General features: G+C 30.9%; 8 protein-coding genes. All 8 read left to right on the forward strand.

The genetic code is table 11. The features are described 5' to 3' along the window. Window positions 1-80 precede the first annotated feature (80 nt). The 8 genes from IMX26_RS13815 to IMX26_RS13850 all read left to right on the forward strand — a co-directional run bounded on the left by IMX26_RS13815 (window position 81) and on the right by IMX26_RS13850 (window position 14,344). The gene (locus IMX26_RS13815) at window positions 81-2,732 is read left to right on the forward strand and encodes a hypothetical protein (RefSeq protein ID WP_195158959.1); all 2,652 of its coding nucleotides are present in this window, start codon (window positions 81-83) and stop codon (window positions 2,730-2,732) included. A gap of 110 nt (window positions 2,733-2,842) precedes the next feature. Beyond that, window positions 2,843-5,593, forward strand: coding sequence for a hypothetical protein (locus IMX26_RS13820; protein WP_195158960.1), 2,751 nt, complete (start codon window positions 2,843-2,845; stop codon window positions 5,591-5,593). A gap of 1,312 nt (window positions 5,594-6,905) precedes the next feature. Continuing rightward, window positions 6,906-7,337 (forward strand): CtsR family transcriptional regulator, encoded by a 432-nt coding sequence (locus IMX26_RS13825; protein WP_195158961.1) that lies wholly within the window; start codon window positions 6,906-6,908, stop codon window positions 7,335-7,337. Window positions 7,338-7,350: 13 nt separating this feature from the next. After that, window positions 7,351-7,875 (forward strand): UvrB/UvrC motif-containing protein, encoded by a 525-nt coding sequence (locus IMX26_RS13830; protein WP_195158962.1) that lies wholly within the window; start codon window positions 7,351-7,353, stop codon window positions 7,873-7,875. After that, entirely contained in the window at window positions 7,868-8,905 is a 1,038-nt protein-coding gene (locus IMX26_RS13835; protein ID WP_195158963.1) for a protein arginine kinase, read from the forward strand. The genes IMX26_RS13830 and IMX26_RS13835 overlap by 8 nt, the downstream gene beginning before the upstream one ends. 16 nt (window positions 8,906-8,921) lie before the next feature. Further along, on the forward strand, window positions 8,922-11,384 hold the full coding sequence (locus tag IMX26_RS13840) for an ATP-dependent Clp protease ATP-binding subunit (protein WP_195158964.1): 2,463 nt from the start codon (window positions 8,922-8,924) through the stop codon (window positions 11,382-11,384). Between the two features lie 203 nt (window positions 11,385-11,587). After that, a complete protein-coding gene (locus IMX26_RS13845; protein ID WP_195158965.1) occupies window positions 11,588-12,439 on the forward strand; it encodes a MurR/RpiR family transcriptional regulator in 852 nt (283 codons plus the stop codon). A gap of 171 nt (window positions 12,440-12,610) precedes the next feature. Continuing rightward, window positions 12,611-14,344 (forward strand): ABC transporter substrate-binding protein, encoded by a 1,734-nt coding sequence (locus tag IMX26_RS13850; RefSeq protein WP_195158966.1) that lies wholly within the window; start codon window positions 12,611-12,613, stop codon window positions 14,342-14,344. Window positions 14,345-14,368 lie beyond the last annotated feature (24 nt).

The raw sequence follows: 14,368 nt of genomic DNA on the forward strand, positions 1-14,368 counted from the left end.
GTTTTTTTTGTCTTATAACGTTATAAAGGGTTTGTTAGTATTTATTAAAAAAATATTACATACATAATTCGGAGGTTATTATGGTTAAAAGTAAGACTATTTTTCTGTGTATATTTTTAGTTTTATGTACAATTTTTTGTACGGGTTGTGAGTTTAATAAAGAAAAAGGCTTTAAGGTGACTGCCTTAAAACCTACAAAACATCTTAATATGCAAAATGGAGAGCTTGTTAATGATTACAAGCCTTATAATGACTATAATATAAAGATGCCAACTGGTTTTAAGGTAAAAGATATGAAAATGGATGATAAGACAGTACTGCATATAGGGGAGGATAATAGAGCCTTTATAGTATTTGGAGCTGACTTTACTGACCCTCAAGAAACCTATGATCTAAAAATAGATGAAAACCTATTAACAGGTTTTGTAAATTACCGAGATGTTTTTCTTGTAACATATACTAATAACAAACTTAGATTTAACTCTTACAGCTGTTATGATGGAGCAAAACATATTATTAGTGAGTTTAAAGATTATAATTTGGGCAGTGATTATAGAATAATTACTAAAGACAAAAATCAATTTTATCTTACCTATCAACTAAATAATGTTTATCATATAGACACATTTAAACTAGCAGAAAACAAAGTTATTTTAGAGGAGAGTAATAAATTTCGCGCAGATGTGGTCAAGATATTCGCTGATAAAAATACCATATTCTTAGAGAGAAAGAATGGTAATAAACATTATCTCGATATCCTCAATAAAAAACTAGCTGTTTTAGATATTATTTCTTTAGAAGAAGACAATGAAATTTTAAAACTAAACTACTCTCAAGAAGATAATGAATCTTTATTACATATGTACTATAAATCAGCAAATAATACTGTGAAAAAATGCGTAATACCACAAGAAAACAATTATAAAAGCTTAGCTAGTCATACTGTAATAGAAAATAAAAAATTTAAATATAATACTCTTTATGAAAAACACTATCTTATTTATGACAAAAAATCTGTATTCGTAAATGGAGTTTATAAAGATACTCAGTTGCAAAAAAGTATAGGGTATGGTTATTATAGAATGTCTGATGATTCTATTATTAAAACTGATTTAGAATTTAAAACTGTTTATTTTATTACAGAGCAGAGTAATGGTACTAACGAGTATCTAAAGATAGATGATTATTATGTGGGATTAAATGAGGAAAATAAAATATGTTATATTGACCCTAGCTATCAAGATGAGATTCTAAATCAGGAATTTATAGGAGAAACTATTGGCTTTGGGGAAATTTTTAAAAACCCAAATGATAATAAACTTTACTACATTAATGAGCAAGAAAAAGCACTCTACAGTATTGATGCTAATAGAATCAAACAGTTGGTGTTAAAGATACCAGAGGATAAGTGGCAAGATGCAATGAAAAAGGGTTATGGTGAACATATATCATATTATGTAGATAATAATGCAGTATCCATAATAGGAAATTCTGATTGGAAAAATGACATTCATAAAATGCATTATTATAACTTACATAAAAAAGAGTGGAAAACTATAACTAAAAAATCAGAGATATATATTAGTGAATTAGGACTTACTTATAATGGCATAGGAGAATTAGTTTATATTTTTAATGGAGCAACTCTCTCATTTGAGCCCTGTTATATAAACAATCAAAAATATTTTAATACCTTTATATTAGATAATATATTATATGTTTATGGTTATCATCACAACATAAAAAATGACTCAAGCTTTAAAATATGTAATTCGCAATATATACTTTATAATTCAAAATACGGGATCTATAATATTACTGATGCAAAAAATGAAAAAGATCACAGTGTGTTAAAAGAATACCAAACTAATACGCTTATAAAGCTAACCAATGAAGGTATAACTAAGCCCATTGATATGTCGGTTAGATTATTCGATGTATCTAAAAAAGGCATTTTATTTTCTGGCTATAAACAAGATGCTATTTTGTATTACTATGATTACAACACAAAAAAAGTAGCTACTCTAAGTGACAAGGGTTTAATTACAGAATTAGCCTTAAATGATAATTTTGCAATTTTCACCTCACTATACAAAGGAGATAATTACCTCAATAAATACAACTTTAATACTGGAGAAGTATTGCAGTTAAAAATAAAAGAGGTACCTTCTGAGTTTAAACTTTCAGGTAATTATTTAGCAGTTAGCCTATCAAATAGCTATACAATAGATATTGTTGATATAAACAAATTTAAAATAGTTGATACAATTGATGGTTCTGATTTTACTTGGCATGATAATGAGTTATATTATGCTTGTGGAGGCCTTTTAGTAAAGTATAGTACCCAAAGTAAAACTGCCATTATACTTAGGTCTTGGCAGTATTCATATCCCTGTGTCTATCATCAGAATAGTTTATACTGTTGTTATTCTCCTGGTGATGCAGGATGGGCTTTGCTTAAGTATGATATAAAGGAAATTAAGCTACCACAAGAAAAAAATATAGATTTTTATATTATTAAAGCAGAAACAGATTTTTTAGCAGATTTATCAATTTATGATATTAACAATAAAAGATTGAATTTTATCAAAAGTGGTACAAAAATAAAATATCAAATTGATAAAAATACTATTAAGTATCAAGTAAAAAATCAATATTTTGGCAAATGGATAAATCATAACTATAAAGTAGAAAAAGAAAAAGTAATTAAGAAATTAAGAATAGCTAATTGATTATTTAAAATTTGTAAAAGTACTTTGAATAAATGGGATTTTTTTTGAAAATTGTTTAGGTTTATTTAATACTATAAAATAATGAATATTACACTAATTCGGAGGTTTTTATGTTTAAAAGTAAGACTATTTTTCTGTGTATTTTTTTAGTTTTTTGCACAATTTTTTGTACCAGTTGTGAATTTAATAAAGAAAAAGCTGTTGAGGTAACTACCTTAACAGCAACAAAACAACTTAATATGCAAAATGGAGAGGTTGTTGATGATTACAAGCCTTATAATAACTATAATATAAAGTTACCAACTGGTTTTAAGGTAAAAGAAACAATTGTTTATGATGATATTGCACTACATATTGGTAAAGACAATAGAGCTTTTTTAGTATATGGAACTGATTTTGCAAATCCTAAAAAAAACTATGATATAAATGTAAATGAAAGTTTACTAACAGGTTTTGTAAATTATCGAGATGTTTTTCTTGTAACATATGCTAACAATAAACTAAGATTTGACTCTTATAAGAGCTCATCTGAAGTTAAACATAGGTATGATGGAGTTAAATATAGTATTAATGAGTTTGATAATTATCAATTAGGCACTGATTATAAAAAAATAGCAAGTGATGAATTTGATAATTATGAATTAGGTACTGACTATAAAATAATAGTAAGTGATAAAGATGAGTTATACCTTACCTATAAGCTAAATAATAATTATTATGTAGATACATTTAAGATAGTTAGCAATGGTGAGATTAGCAAAGTACTTTTAGAACAAAGAAATAAACTGAGAGCTGATGTGGTAAATATTTTTTCTAGCAAAAATACTATTTTTCTAGAAAGAAAAAATGGAGATAAACATTATTTAGATATTGTGAACAAGGAGTTAGCTGCTTTAGACATAATCTCTTTAGAGAAAGATTATGAAATTTTAGATATAAAGTATTGCCAAGATAAAGATAAAAACAAGTCGTTTTTACATATGTATTATAGTGCAGCAGATAATGTTATAAAAAAATGCTTGATACCTCAAGAAAATAATTATAACAAATTATTTAGTCATACAGTAGTAGAAAATAAAGAATCTAAGTACAATCCACTTTTTGAAAAGCATTATATCATCTACGATAGAGAATTAATCTTTGAAAATGGTATTTATAAAGATATTCAATTAGAAAAACACTTAGGATATGGCTATTATAGAACGACTAATGATTTTATTATTAAAACTGCGTTAGTGTATAATACAGCCTATTTTATTACCGAGCAGAGTAATGATGTTTATGATTATTTAAAGATAGATGATTATTATGTAGGATTAAATGAGGAAAATAAAATATGTTATATTGACCCTAACTATCAAGATGAGGTTCTAAATGAGCAATTTATGGGAGAATCTATTGGCTTTGGGGAGATTTTTAAAAACCCAAATAATAATAAACTTTACTACATCAATAAGCAAGAAAAAGCCTTGTACAGTATTGATGAGAATAGAAACAAACAGCTGGTGTTAAATATCCCTGGAGATAAGTGGAAAGATACAATTCAAGAAGATTCCACTGGTAAATGGATAATATTCTATGCAAGTAATCAAGGAGTAGCCTTGCTAGGCCAAGGTAATAATCGTACTATATATTATTATGGCTTTGCTAATAAAGTATGGAATACTATTACAGCTGAACATAGTCTTTTTGTTAATGAGTTAGGGGTTTATTACAAAGAGGATTCTGTACCTGAGTTGCTGTATGTTTTTAATGAAGATACTCTGTGCTTTAAGCCTTATTATCAACAAACTGATATGCCATTTAATTATTTTAAATTAAATGGGGTAATGTACGTTGAAGGTTACAGTTGTTTGGATGAGGACGGTTATGTTGATGAGGACGAAAGTGATTTTAAATTAATTGACTATAAGTTTGTTCAATATGAATCGGATTATGGGGTATTTAATGTTATTGATTGTAAAGAAATGCCTACTCATACTGTTATAAAACAATTTGAAACAAATCAACTTGTAAAAATTACTGAAAACGCAGTTACTAAACCTATAGATATGGCAATAAGGGTATATGATATATCTGAAAAAGGAATTTTGTTTTCTGGTTATGGAAAAGAGTCATTATTGTACTTTTATGATTATAATCAGCAAAGAATAACTACCCTTTACAGTGAAGGCCTAGTACATGATTTAGTGCTCAAAGATAATTATGCCTATTTTACCGTTACTAATAGCGATGGAAATAGTCTAATAAAGTACGATATTATCGCAGGAACATCCTCTCAACTAAAACTAAAGAATCTACCAGTAAAATTTGAGTTAGGGGATAATTATATTGCTTTAGCATCTAAAAATAGTAAAGAAATTAAAATAATTAATAAAAAAACACTTAAAATAATTGATACTTTTGATGGTGGTGATTTCATATGGCATAAAGATTATTTATACTTTAATTATAGTGATTTCTTAGTTAAATATAGTCCTTTAGATAAAACAATGATACCAATTGATGAATCTTATAACTGCTTTCTGCTAGCTGTTTATAATGATTTTATATACACATCTTGGCAATATATGGAGACTTCACTATCTAAAACAAGTATTCATGAATCAATGATTTTTACCGAAGGCAATGACGTATGGGTTGATTACTACATAATAACAAATGGTAATGAATTCAGGGAATATCCAACTTATCTACATATATACGATGCTAATAAAAAGAGGTTTAAATTTATAGCTGAAGCATGGAGATTAAAGTATAAAATTGTAGGCAACACTGTACTATATAAGGGTGAAGAACAGAAAGAATGGAAAGAGTATAAAGTAGAAGAAGGTAAGGTAATTAAAGCAGATTATGAGTAATAGTATAAACACTAATTCCTTGTATAGGCGCCCATTGGGCGCTTTTTTGGTTTATTGGCTTTAGCCAGTTGAGAACGTGGAACTACGAAATAATAAACCACCCACTATGCGGCGAGGAAACGAAAGTTATACAGAGAATAGAACTTACCTCTAAGTGTAGAATGATATTTTTAAGGTAATGATTTTACTGCACAGCTGACAACATAAAGCCTCTTTAGGGTCTGGTTTGCACAAGTGTTAAAGATAATGTGGCTTGAGTGAAAGCCAGCGTCTTAAGGAGCTTGTCCGTATCAACCCCTTATAGGGGTGATCATGATTAAATAATATCTATTAAGATTTTGGTTATATCATTGCAATAATTCGCTCATCCAAAGTGGAAGATTGAGCATGAAAAATAGCTTGAGAAAACCAAAATGTCATTTTATGAAATGATATGACATTTTTTACTGGTGTTGTTGTATAATTGTTTTGTAGTAAGAAAACTTAAGGTGGTGAAATAGTATGACATTTATAAAATTACCTAAGTCTGAAATTCAATCAGATCCATTCTGCCCATGGAAGAAAAAGTGTCCATTATTCCAGTTTGAGTAAAATAAGTTATAATTAGTGTGAACGCCCACTGGGCGTTTTTTTTTAACCCAAATTCCCAAGGGGCGCGCATTGCGCGTCTTTTTGTAAGGTGTTTAAGAAACAGAACGCTTAATAAAATAATCGATATCGCAAACCTCACGGCTTGCTAATTTTAAGTAACTCATGTTTACAAATGCCAGTTGTTATAACAGGACATGTCATTCGGGTAAAGCCACCCACCACTGTGCAAAGAAAGATTTACTGAAAGATGTAAAGTTACCTGAAGTAAATGCCTCAAGATGTGTCCCTCCGTAGAGGCTTGAAGATATGTTTTGGTTGCAGCCTTCGTAGGGCCGTATGGCAATACTCCCGTGTCTGGAACAACGTAAACCACATTAAAACCTCCAAACGTTGGGCATACTTCACGGTGGAGTCTGACCTCTTTTACACAAGCTTGACCTAACTTATTTAGTTAAATCAATTTTACATAGGCAACCCTAAAAATTAAGGCACAGGTCTGACCCTTGTTACAATCAAACCGTTAGGCATAAGAAGCAGCTCACTTAAAAGCAATTATGAAAGCGTCCATAGAAAGAGACGTATACCTCAGGAACTAAAAGTGCATAATAGTCAAGAAAAGTCAAAAATACTATTGACAACAATTAAATCATTGTTTAATATAATGTCAAGGAAGGTCAAAAAGTTAGTTAAGGTCAAATAGTGAGGTGATAATATGGCTAGTATGGCAGACATTATAGCCATTTATTTACAGGAACAGTTGCAAGATAGTAGTAATTATATAGAGGTTAGTAGAAAAGAATTAGCAGATTATTTTGATTGTGTACCTTCTCAAATAACATATGTGCTGCAAACTCGTTTCACGCCGAGAAATGGTTATCGCGTAGTTAGTGTTCGTGGTGGAGGCGGATATATTCGGATATTTAAAAGAGTAGTAGATCATAAAGCTTTACCTATTATTGAAGATGCTATTAGTGAAAAATCAGCTCAGTTGTTAATAGATTCACTATACAATCAAAGATATATAGATACAGAGCAACATTTAATATTAAGAACCACTACAAGCAATCATACCTTTGGCTTTAGTGGTACGGAAGCAGACAAGTTGCGTAGTAGACTATTGAGATCTTTGTTTAACATTATGTTAGTAAAGTAGAAGGGGTGATAAAATGAAATGTAATGTTTGTGGTCAAAAAGAAGCCAATGTAAAAATAGTTAAGGTTATTAATGGTGAAAAAACAGTTATCCATTTATGTGAGGATTGTGCTAAAAATCATGGAGATCTAACCTTTAATCAGCAGGGTTTTAACTTGTCTAATTTAATCTCTGACTTTTTTAGTTCAAGTTTTTCAACACCACAATTTAATGCCTTACAGAATAACGAATTAAAGTGCAGTAAATGTGGTTTATCATGGCGAGGCTTTCAGGAGCATAGTAGATTAGGATGTAGTGAATGTTACAACACATTTAAAGATCAGCTCTTACCGTTAATTCGAAGAATGCATGGTAATGCTCTTCATCAAGGGCAAATACCTAAAACAAAACAACCTGATTTGCTCAAGAAAAAGCAATTAAAAGATAAAAAAATAAAATTGCAAGAGGCAATACTAGAAGAACGATATGAAGATGCCGCTAAATTTAGAGATGAAATAAAAACAATAGAACACGAAATAGAGGGTATTAAAAATGAATAAGCCAGTTAATAATATTAATTGTGCTTGGATTAATGAAGCCAAAGCCACAGACTATATTGTTGTAAGTAGTAGGGTTAGGTTAGCACGTAATCTACAAGAGTTTGTATTTCCTACAAATATAAACTTGCAAGACTCCCAAAAAGTAGTGAATAAACTAAAAGAAATAATTACTAAAAATGAGCAGTTTAATTACTATAAATTATCTGATTTAAACAACCTATCTAAACTAGTTTTAGTAGAAAAACATCTTATTAGCCCTCAGTTTGCTAATGTGACTAATAGAGATGGAGCTGTTTTAATTAATAATGAGGGTAGTATTAGCATAATGGTAAATGAAGAGGATCATTTAAGGCTACAATGTATTTTACCTGGACTTAACTTAAATGAGTGTTATAACAAAGTTAATGAAATAGATGAGAGTTTTGAAAAAGAGTTAAATTATGCTTACGATTCACAATTAGGCTATTTAACATCTTGCCCTACTAATATAGGTACCGGAATGAGAGCATCAGTTATGCTTCACTTACCAGCCTTAGTTAAAACCAAGAATATTGCTAAAGCTTTTGATACAGCTGCTAAGTTTGGTTTTGTAGCAAGAGGTATTTATGGTGAAGGAACAGAGGGACTAGGCAACATGTTTCAAATCAGTAATCAAATAACGCTTGGTAGGTCAGAGGAAGATATTATTAATAGTCTTTCTAACCTTGTTAAACAATTAGTAGATTATGAAATAAATGCTCGCAAATATTTAGTAGAACATTATCAATTAGAGCTAGAAGATAGCATTGGTAGAGCCTGGGGCATAATGACTGGAGCTCGTAAAATGAGCAGTGAAGAAGCAATGAAGTTATTGTCTAATTTAAGATTAGGGGCAGAAAGAGATCTTGTTGTTAAAATTACTGCTCAAGAGTTAAATAAAATAATGTTAGAGATACAACCTGCTTCATTACAGCATACTGTAAATGAACGACTAAATGCGGATAATAGAGATATTATGAGAGCAACAATATTGAGACAGCGTTTACAATAATAAGGGGGGATTTTATATGTTTGATCGTTTTTCAAGTACAGCCAGAAAAGCTATTATGAAAGCCCAAGAAGAATCAATTGATTTAGGTCATAATTTAGTAGGTACAGAACACCTGCTCTTAGGATTAATAGCTATAGATGAAGGACTAGCAGCTAAGGCATTAAAGAATGCTGGTTTAAGTTCTGAAAAAATAAAGCAACGTATTACTGAAATAGTAAAGCCAATGCCAAATCAAATGCTTCAAAACTTACCAGCCCAATCTGTCGCTATAACACCACGTGTTAAGCGTATTATTGAATTAGCGATGATAGCTGCTAGAGACTTAGGCCACAACTATATAGGAACAGAGCATCTGCTTATTGGTTTAATACGAGAAGGTGAAGGTGTTGCTATTAGGGTTATTGTAGATTTGGGTTTAAGTAAAACTAGGATTCAAAATGAAATACTAAAGCTTTTACAGAATTCACCAAATAATAAAAATATGAGTTCTAAAACAGGCAATAATGAGGGATCAAAAGATGTACTGGAGCAGTATGGCAGAGATCTTACTGATTTAGCTCGTAAAGGCGACATAGACCCTGTAATAGGTAGAAGTAAAGAAATTCAAAGAGTAGTGCAAATACTAACACGTAGAACAAAAAATAATCCAGTATTAATTGGTGAACCCGGAGTTGGAAAAACAGCAATTGCCGAAGGATTAGCTCAAAGTATAGTTGATGGAAAAGTCCCAGAACTATTACAGAATAAAAGACTCTTTTCATTAGATATGGGTTCTTTAGTTGCTGGCACTAAATACAGAGGAGAGTTTGAAGATCGTCTTAAAAATGTTATAAAGGAACTTTCGGAGCAAAAGGATACCATTTTATTTGTTGATGAACTACACACAATAGTGGGTGCTGGAGGTGCTGAAGGCGCAATAGATGCCTCAAACATGTTAAAACCAGCCCTTGCAAGAGGTGAGCTACAGGTTATTGGTGCAACAACTTTAGATGAATATCGTAAGTATGTAGAAAAAGACGCTGCTTTAGAAAGACGTTTTCAGCCAATAGATGTGGATGAACCCTCTGTAGAAGAAACAATTGCTATCCTAAAAGGTATTAGAGATAAATATGAGGCTCATCATAAGGTTAAAATTTCTGATAAAGCCTTAGAGCAGGCAGCTGTTTTATCTGATAGATATATTTCAGATCGATTTTTGCCAGATAAAGCTATTGATTTAATAGATGAAGCAGCCTCAAAGGTAAGACTAAAACATGCCATACTGCCTCCAGATTTAAAAGGTATTCAGCAAAAGCTGGAGAAGTACAAAGCAGAAAAAATGGCGGCAATAGAAGAGCAAGACTTCGAAAAAGCAGCCAATATAAGAGACAAAGAGACTGAGCTAATTCAAAAACAACGTAATCTTAAAAAAGACTGGGAGACAGAAAAATTCTCACGTAGTGTGGTTGTTGGTGCAGAAGATATTGCAGACATTGTTTCCGACTGGACAGGTATTCCGTTAAATAAATTGGCTGAAAGTGAAAGTGAAAGACTCTTAAAATTAGAAGAAGTATTACATGAAAGAGTTATTGGCCAGCATGAAGCCATTGGCGCTGTTTCTAAGGCAGTAAGGCGAGCTAGAGCAGGTCTAAAAGATCCTAGCCGACCAATAGGTTCATTTATCTTTTTAGGTCCTACTGGTGTTGGTAAAACTGAGCTAGTAAAGACTTTAGCTGAGGTATTATTTGGCGATGAAGATGCAGTTGTAAGAATAGATATGTCAGAATATATGGATAGGTTTAATGTATCTCGTTTAGTGGGAGCCCCCCCTGGCTACGTAGGTTATGATGAGGGTGGTCAGCTAACAGAGAGTGTAAGACGCAAACCTTATTCAGTTGTATTATTAGATGAAATAGAAAAAGCTCACCCAGAAGTGTTTAATATTTTACTACAGGTGTTAGATGATGGTCGCTTAACAGATTCACAGGGTCGCACTGTAGACTTTAGAAACACTGTAATAATAATGACCTCTAATGTTGGTGCTAGAGCTATGAATAAAAAAGGTGGTTTAGGATTCCAGTCGGGTGAAGAAGATAGTAAAAGTCAATATAAAGAAATGAAAACAAATGTATTGGCTGAAATGCGTAGAACCTTTAGGCCGGAGTTTATAAATAGAGTTGATGAAACAATAGTCTTTCATTCTCTTAATGAAGAGCATATTAGTGAAATAGTAGACATTATGTTAAAAGAGGTAATAGAGCGTTTGGCCGATATGTCTATTACAATTAAGTTTACAGCTAATGCTAAAAAACTATTAGCTAGCCTTGGATATGACCCGGAGTATGGTGCAAGGCCTTTGCGTAGGGTTATAAGAAGAAGCATAGAAGATGAATTATCTGAAAAACTGCTTAGTAAGGAAATTGAGTCTGGCATGAAGGTTACCGTTGGTGCAAGAGATAACCAATTTACCTTTAAAGTATTTCAGAATAGTAATGACTAATTAGCTACAGATGAGTAATAAGCAGTTAAACAGGTTAAAATAGTTTGTAGTTTTCTTAATCTAATAGCTACACATTAGCATGTTTTGCATGTTAGTGTGTAGTTTTGTTTTTGCACTAAAAGCAGACAGAAAACTAACAGTTTTATTTTAATAATATATTTAGGTATAATTATATTATTAAATGAATGTAAAGGATGATGAAGTTGTCTGTAATAGATAATATAAAATATAATTTTAAAAACTTGAGTCAAACTCAAAAAACAATTGCAGATTTTATTATTAATAAACCAGAAGTAGCATGTTTTTGCTCCCTAAAAGAGATGAGCGAAAAAGTTAATGTTACAGAAGTTACTATACTCAAATTTGCTAAGAAACTTGGATATGCTAGTTTTCTAGAACTTAAAAAAGAGCTACAAAAATATATTCAAAATAAACTTTCACCCAATGAAAGGCTTGTTGTTGCTGTAAAAGATATTAAAAAAGATGTAAAAGATAACTATTTAGAAATTATAGATTCAGAGATTCAAGCTCTTGTTAATACTACCAAGCTATTAAATGTAAATGATATAGATAGAGCTGTTAAGTGTATTAGAGATGCCCCAAGAATTTTCTTGGTTGGAGATATGGTTTCTAAAACTGTAGTAAAATATTTGCAAGTCAGGTTAAGAAGTTTGGGCATCAATGCAATAACATATGATCTATCGACTTACACAGATATAAGCCACCAATTGTTAGATGTAAACTCAGATGATGTTTTTATTCTTAGTTGTTTCCCGAGATACTCAGGGAGAACTGTAAGGGTGTTTAACTATTTAAGAGAGCGTAAAGTTAAAGTAATAGCATTTACGGATAAGTTAACATCTCCAATAGCGGAGAATAGCTTTGTAACCTTTCGTTGTATAACAGATACATCAGTTTTTTATAACTCTATGAATCCCCCAATTGCATTAGCTAATATACTTATATCAAGTTTAGCTATAGTTATAAAAGATAGATTTGAAAATACTGAAAAGAAAGCCCAAGTAATTAATAGCTTTTTGCATGATTGTTATTAATAAACTTTAATTTAGTATAAAATAGGAAAACTCCTAACTTTAGATTTCTAAAATTGGGAGTTTTTTTATTTTAAAACGTGTATTATGGATATATTAATATAGTAAATGCTTTACATGGAATAGTAAATACAATATAATTATTACGTTATTATATAAATATTAGGAGGAAAAATGATGTTGAAAAAGCCTGTTTTTTTATTTGTTGCATTGCTTACGTTAATATCTGTTTTTTTTACTGCATGTTCATCTAATGTTCAGCCAGCAGATAACGATGTTAACAAACCTGTTGTATATCGAACAACTGGTAGTAAGATTTCTACCCTAAATCCACATGTATACCAGTTATCTGCTGAAAGAACTGATATGGATAGAATTTATAGTAGCTTATACTTTGCTATTGTAGATCCTGAAACTAAAAATTTAAAATTTGTGCCGTATGATGCAGCAGAAGAGCCTGTAATTAATGAGGATTCTAGTGTTTGGTCATTTAAAATTAAAAAAGATCTTTTATGGGAAGATGGAGATGTTTTAGATGCAAATGACTATGAATATTCATATAAAATGTTATTAGATCCTAAGCTTAAAAACTCTCGTGCTACTTCTTTATTTGGTGGAGCTTTAGTTATAAAAAATGCAGAGCAGTACTGGAAAGGTGAAGTAACGTGGGACAAAGTTGGAATAAAAGCTATAGACAATACACTTCAACTAACTTTTAAATATCCTACTCCTAAAATAGATGTGATGAGTGCATTTTCATACTCAGGACCACTTTCACCAGTAAATGAACGATTATATAGTGGTGGTATGAATGATGATAAAACAGAAACCAACTATGCTACAAGTTTAGAAACTATATCGTCTTCTGGTATATTTGTTATGACAGAATGGATAAGAGATCAAAATAAAGAGTTTGATAAGAGATTAAAAACACCTTTAAGTGACTATATAACAGTAGATAAAGTTACCGTAAGAATTGTTAATTCTTCATCTACAAAACTTCAACTATTTGAGAACAATGAGACAGATTATGTATCTCTAAGTGGTAAAAATTATGATAAATACTCTGATGATCCTCGTGTAATATTCTCTGAGGCTACAGGTGTTCGATGTATGTATATTAATATGGAGAATCAAGAAAAGCCATTCTTGACTGATATAAACTTTAGACAAGCTATGTTTTGGGCCATGAATCGTGAATCAATTGCTAAGAATATTTATAAAACAGCTATACCAGCTACATACATAATAGCAACAGGTGGCATAGTTGATATTGATAATGGTTTAAGATATCGAGATACAGAACCTGCAAAGAGTGTTTTAGTACAAGACAATGGATTTAATCAAGATAAGGCTGTAGAGTATTTTAATAAAGCTTACAAAAAATATGGTAAACAAATGGTTGTAGAGTTACAGTATTTTGAAGGCAGTGACTCTATGAAAAATATGGCGGAGTATGTTGAAGAAAGTTTCCAAAATTTATTTGGACCAGACAAGCTTGATATTAAGTTAAGAGCGGTTCCTACAAGTAGTGTGTATCAAAACATGCGAGATGGTAAATATGAGATGGCATTTGGTAGATGGAATGCTGGAAGGTTTAATCCTTGGTCATTCTTAACAATTCATACCTCAGACCATACAGGAAAACTAGATAGAATGAGAAATAAAGAGTTCGATTTATTATTAGAAAGATGTCTTACTGGTGATTTATTACTTAAATCTCAAGAGAGAATAGAGGCTTTAGCAGAATTAGAAAAAATTATGTTAAGTGAGTTACCTAAGATTCCTATATATGAAGATAGATATGCAAGTATGATTCACGACAGAATAACACTGATAACCGATGGCAGATATGTTCCTGGCGTAGGCTTTGGTGTTTTACAATCAGATTTTGCTGAACTAGATTAGTTTTAAAAATAAATTAATAAATAC

The sequence above is a fragment of the Clostridium sp. 'deep sea' genome (assembly GCF_014931565.1).
Lineage (GTDB): Bacteria > Bacillota > UBA994 > PWPR01 > PWPR01.

What these genes read in the sequence shown, in the direction of transcription:
- IMX26_RS13815 (WP_195158959.1), top strand. Translation starts at nt 81, where the DNA reads ATGGTTAAAAGTAAGACTATTTTTCTGTGTATATTTTTAGTTTTATGT.
- IMX26_RS13820 (WP_195158960.1), top strand. Translation starts at nt 2,843, where the DNA reads ATGTTTAAAAGTAAGACTATTTTTCTGTGTATTTTTTTAGTTTTTTGC.
- IMX26_RS13825 (WP_195158961.1), top strand. Translation starts at nt 6,906, where the DNA reads ATGGCAGACATTATAGCCATTTATTTACAGGAACAGTTGCAAGATAGT.
- IMX26_RS13830 (WP_195158962.1), top strand. Translation starts at nt 7,351, where the DNA reads ATGAAATGTAATGTTTGTGGTCAAAAAGAAGCCAATGTAAAAATAGTT.
- IMX26_RS13835 (WP_195158963.1), top strand. Translation starts at nt 7,868, where the DNA reads ATGAATAAGCCAGTTAATAATATTAATTGTGCTTGGATTAATGAAGCC.
- IMX26_RS13840 (WP_195158964.1), top strand. Translation starts at nt 8,922, where the DNA reads ATGTTTGATCGTTTTTCAAGTACAGCCAGAAAAGCTATTATGAAAGCC.
- IMX26_RS13850 (WP_195158966.1), top strand. Translation starts at nt 12,611, where the DNA reads ATGATGTTGAAAAAGCCTGTTTTTTTATTTGTTGCATTGCTTACGTTA.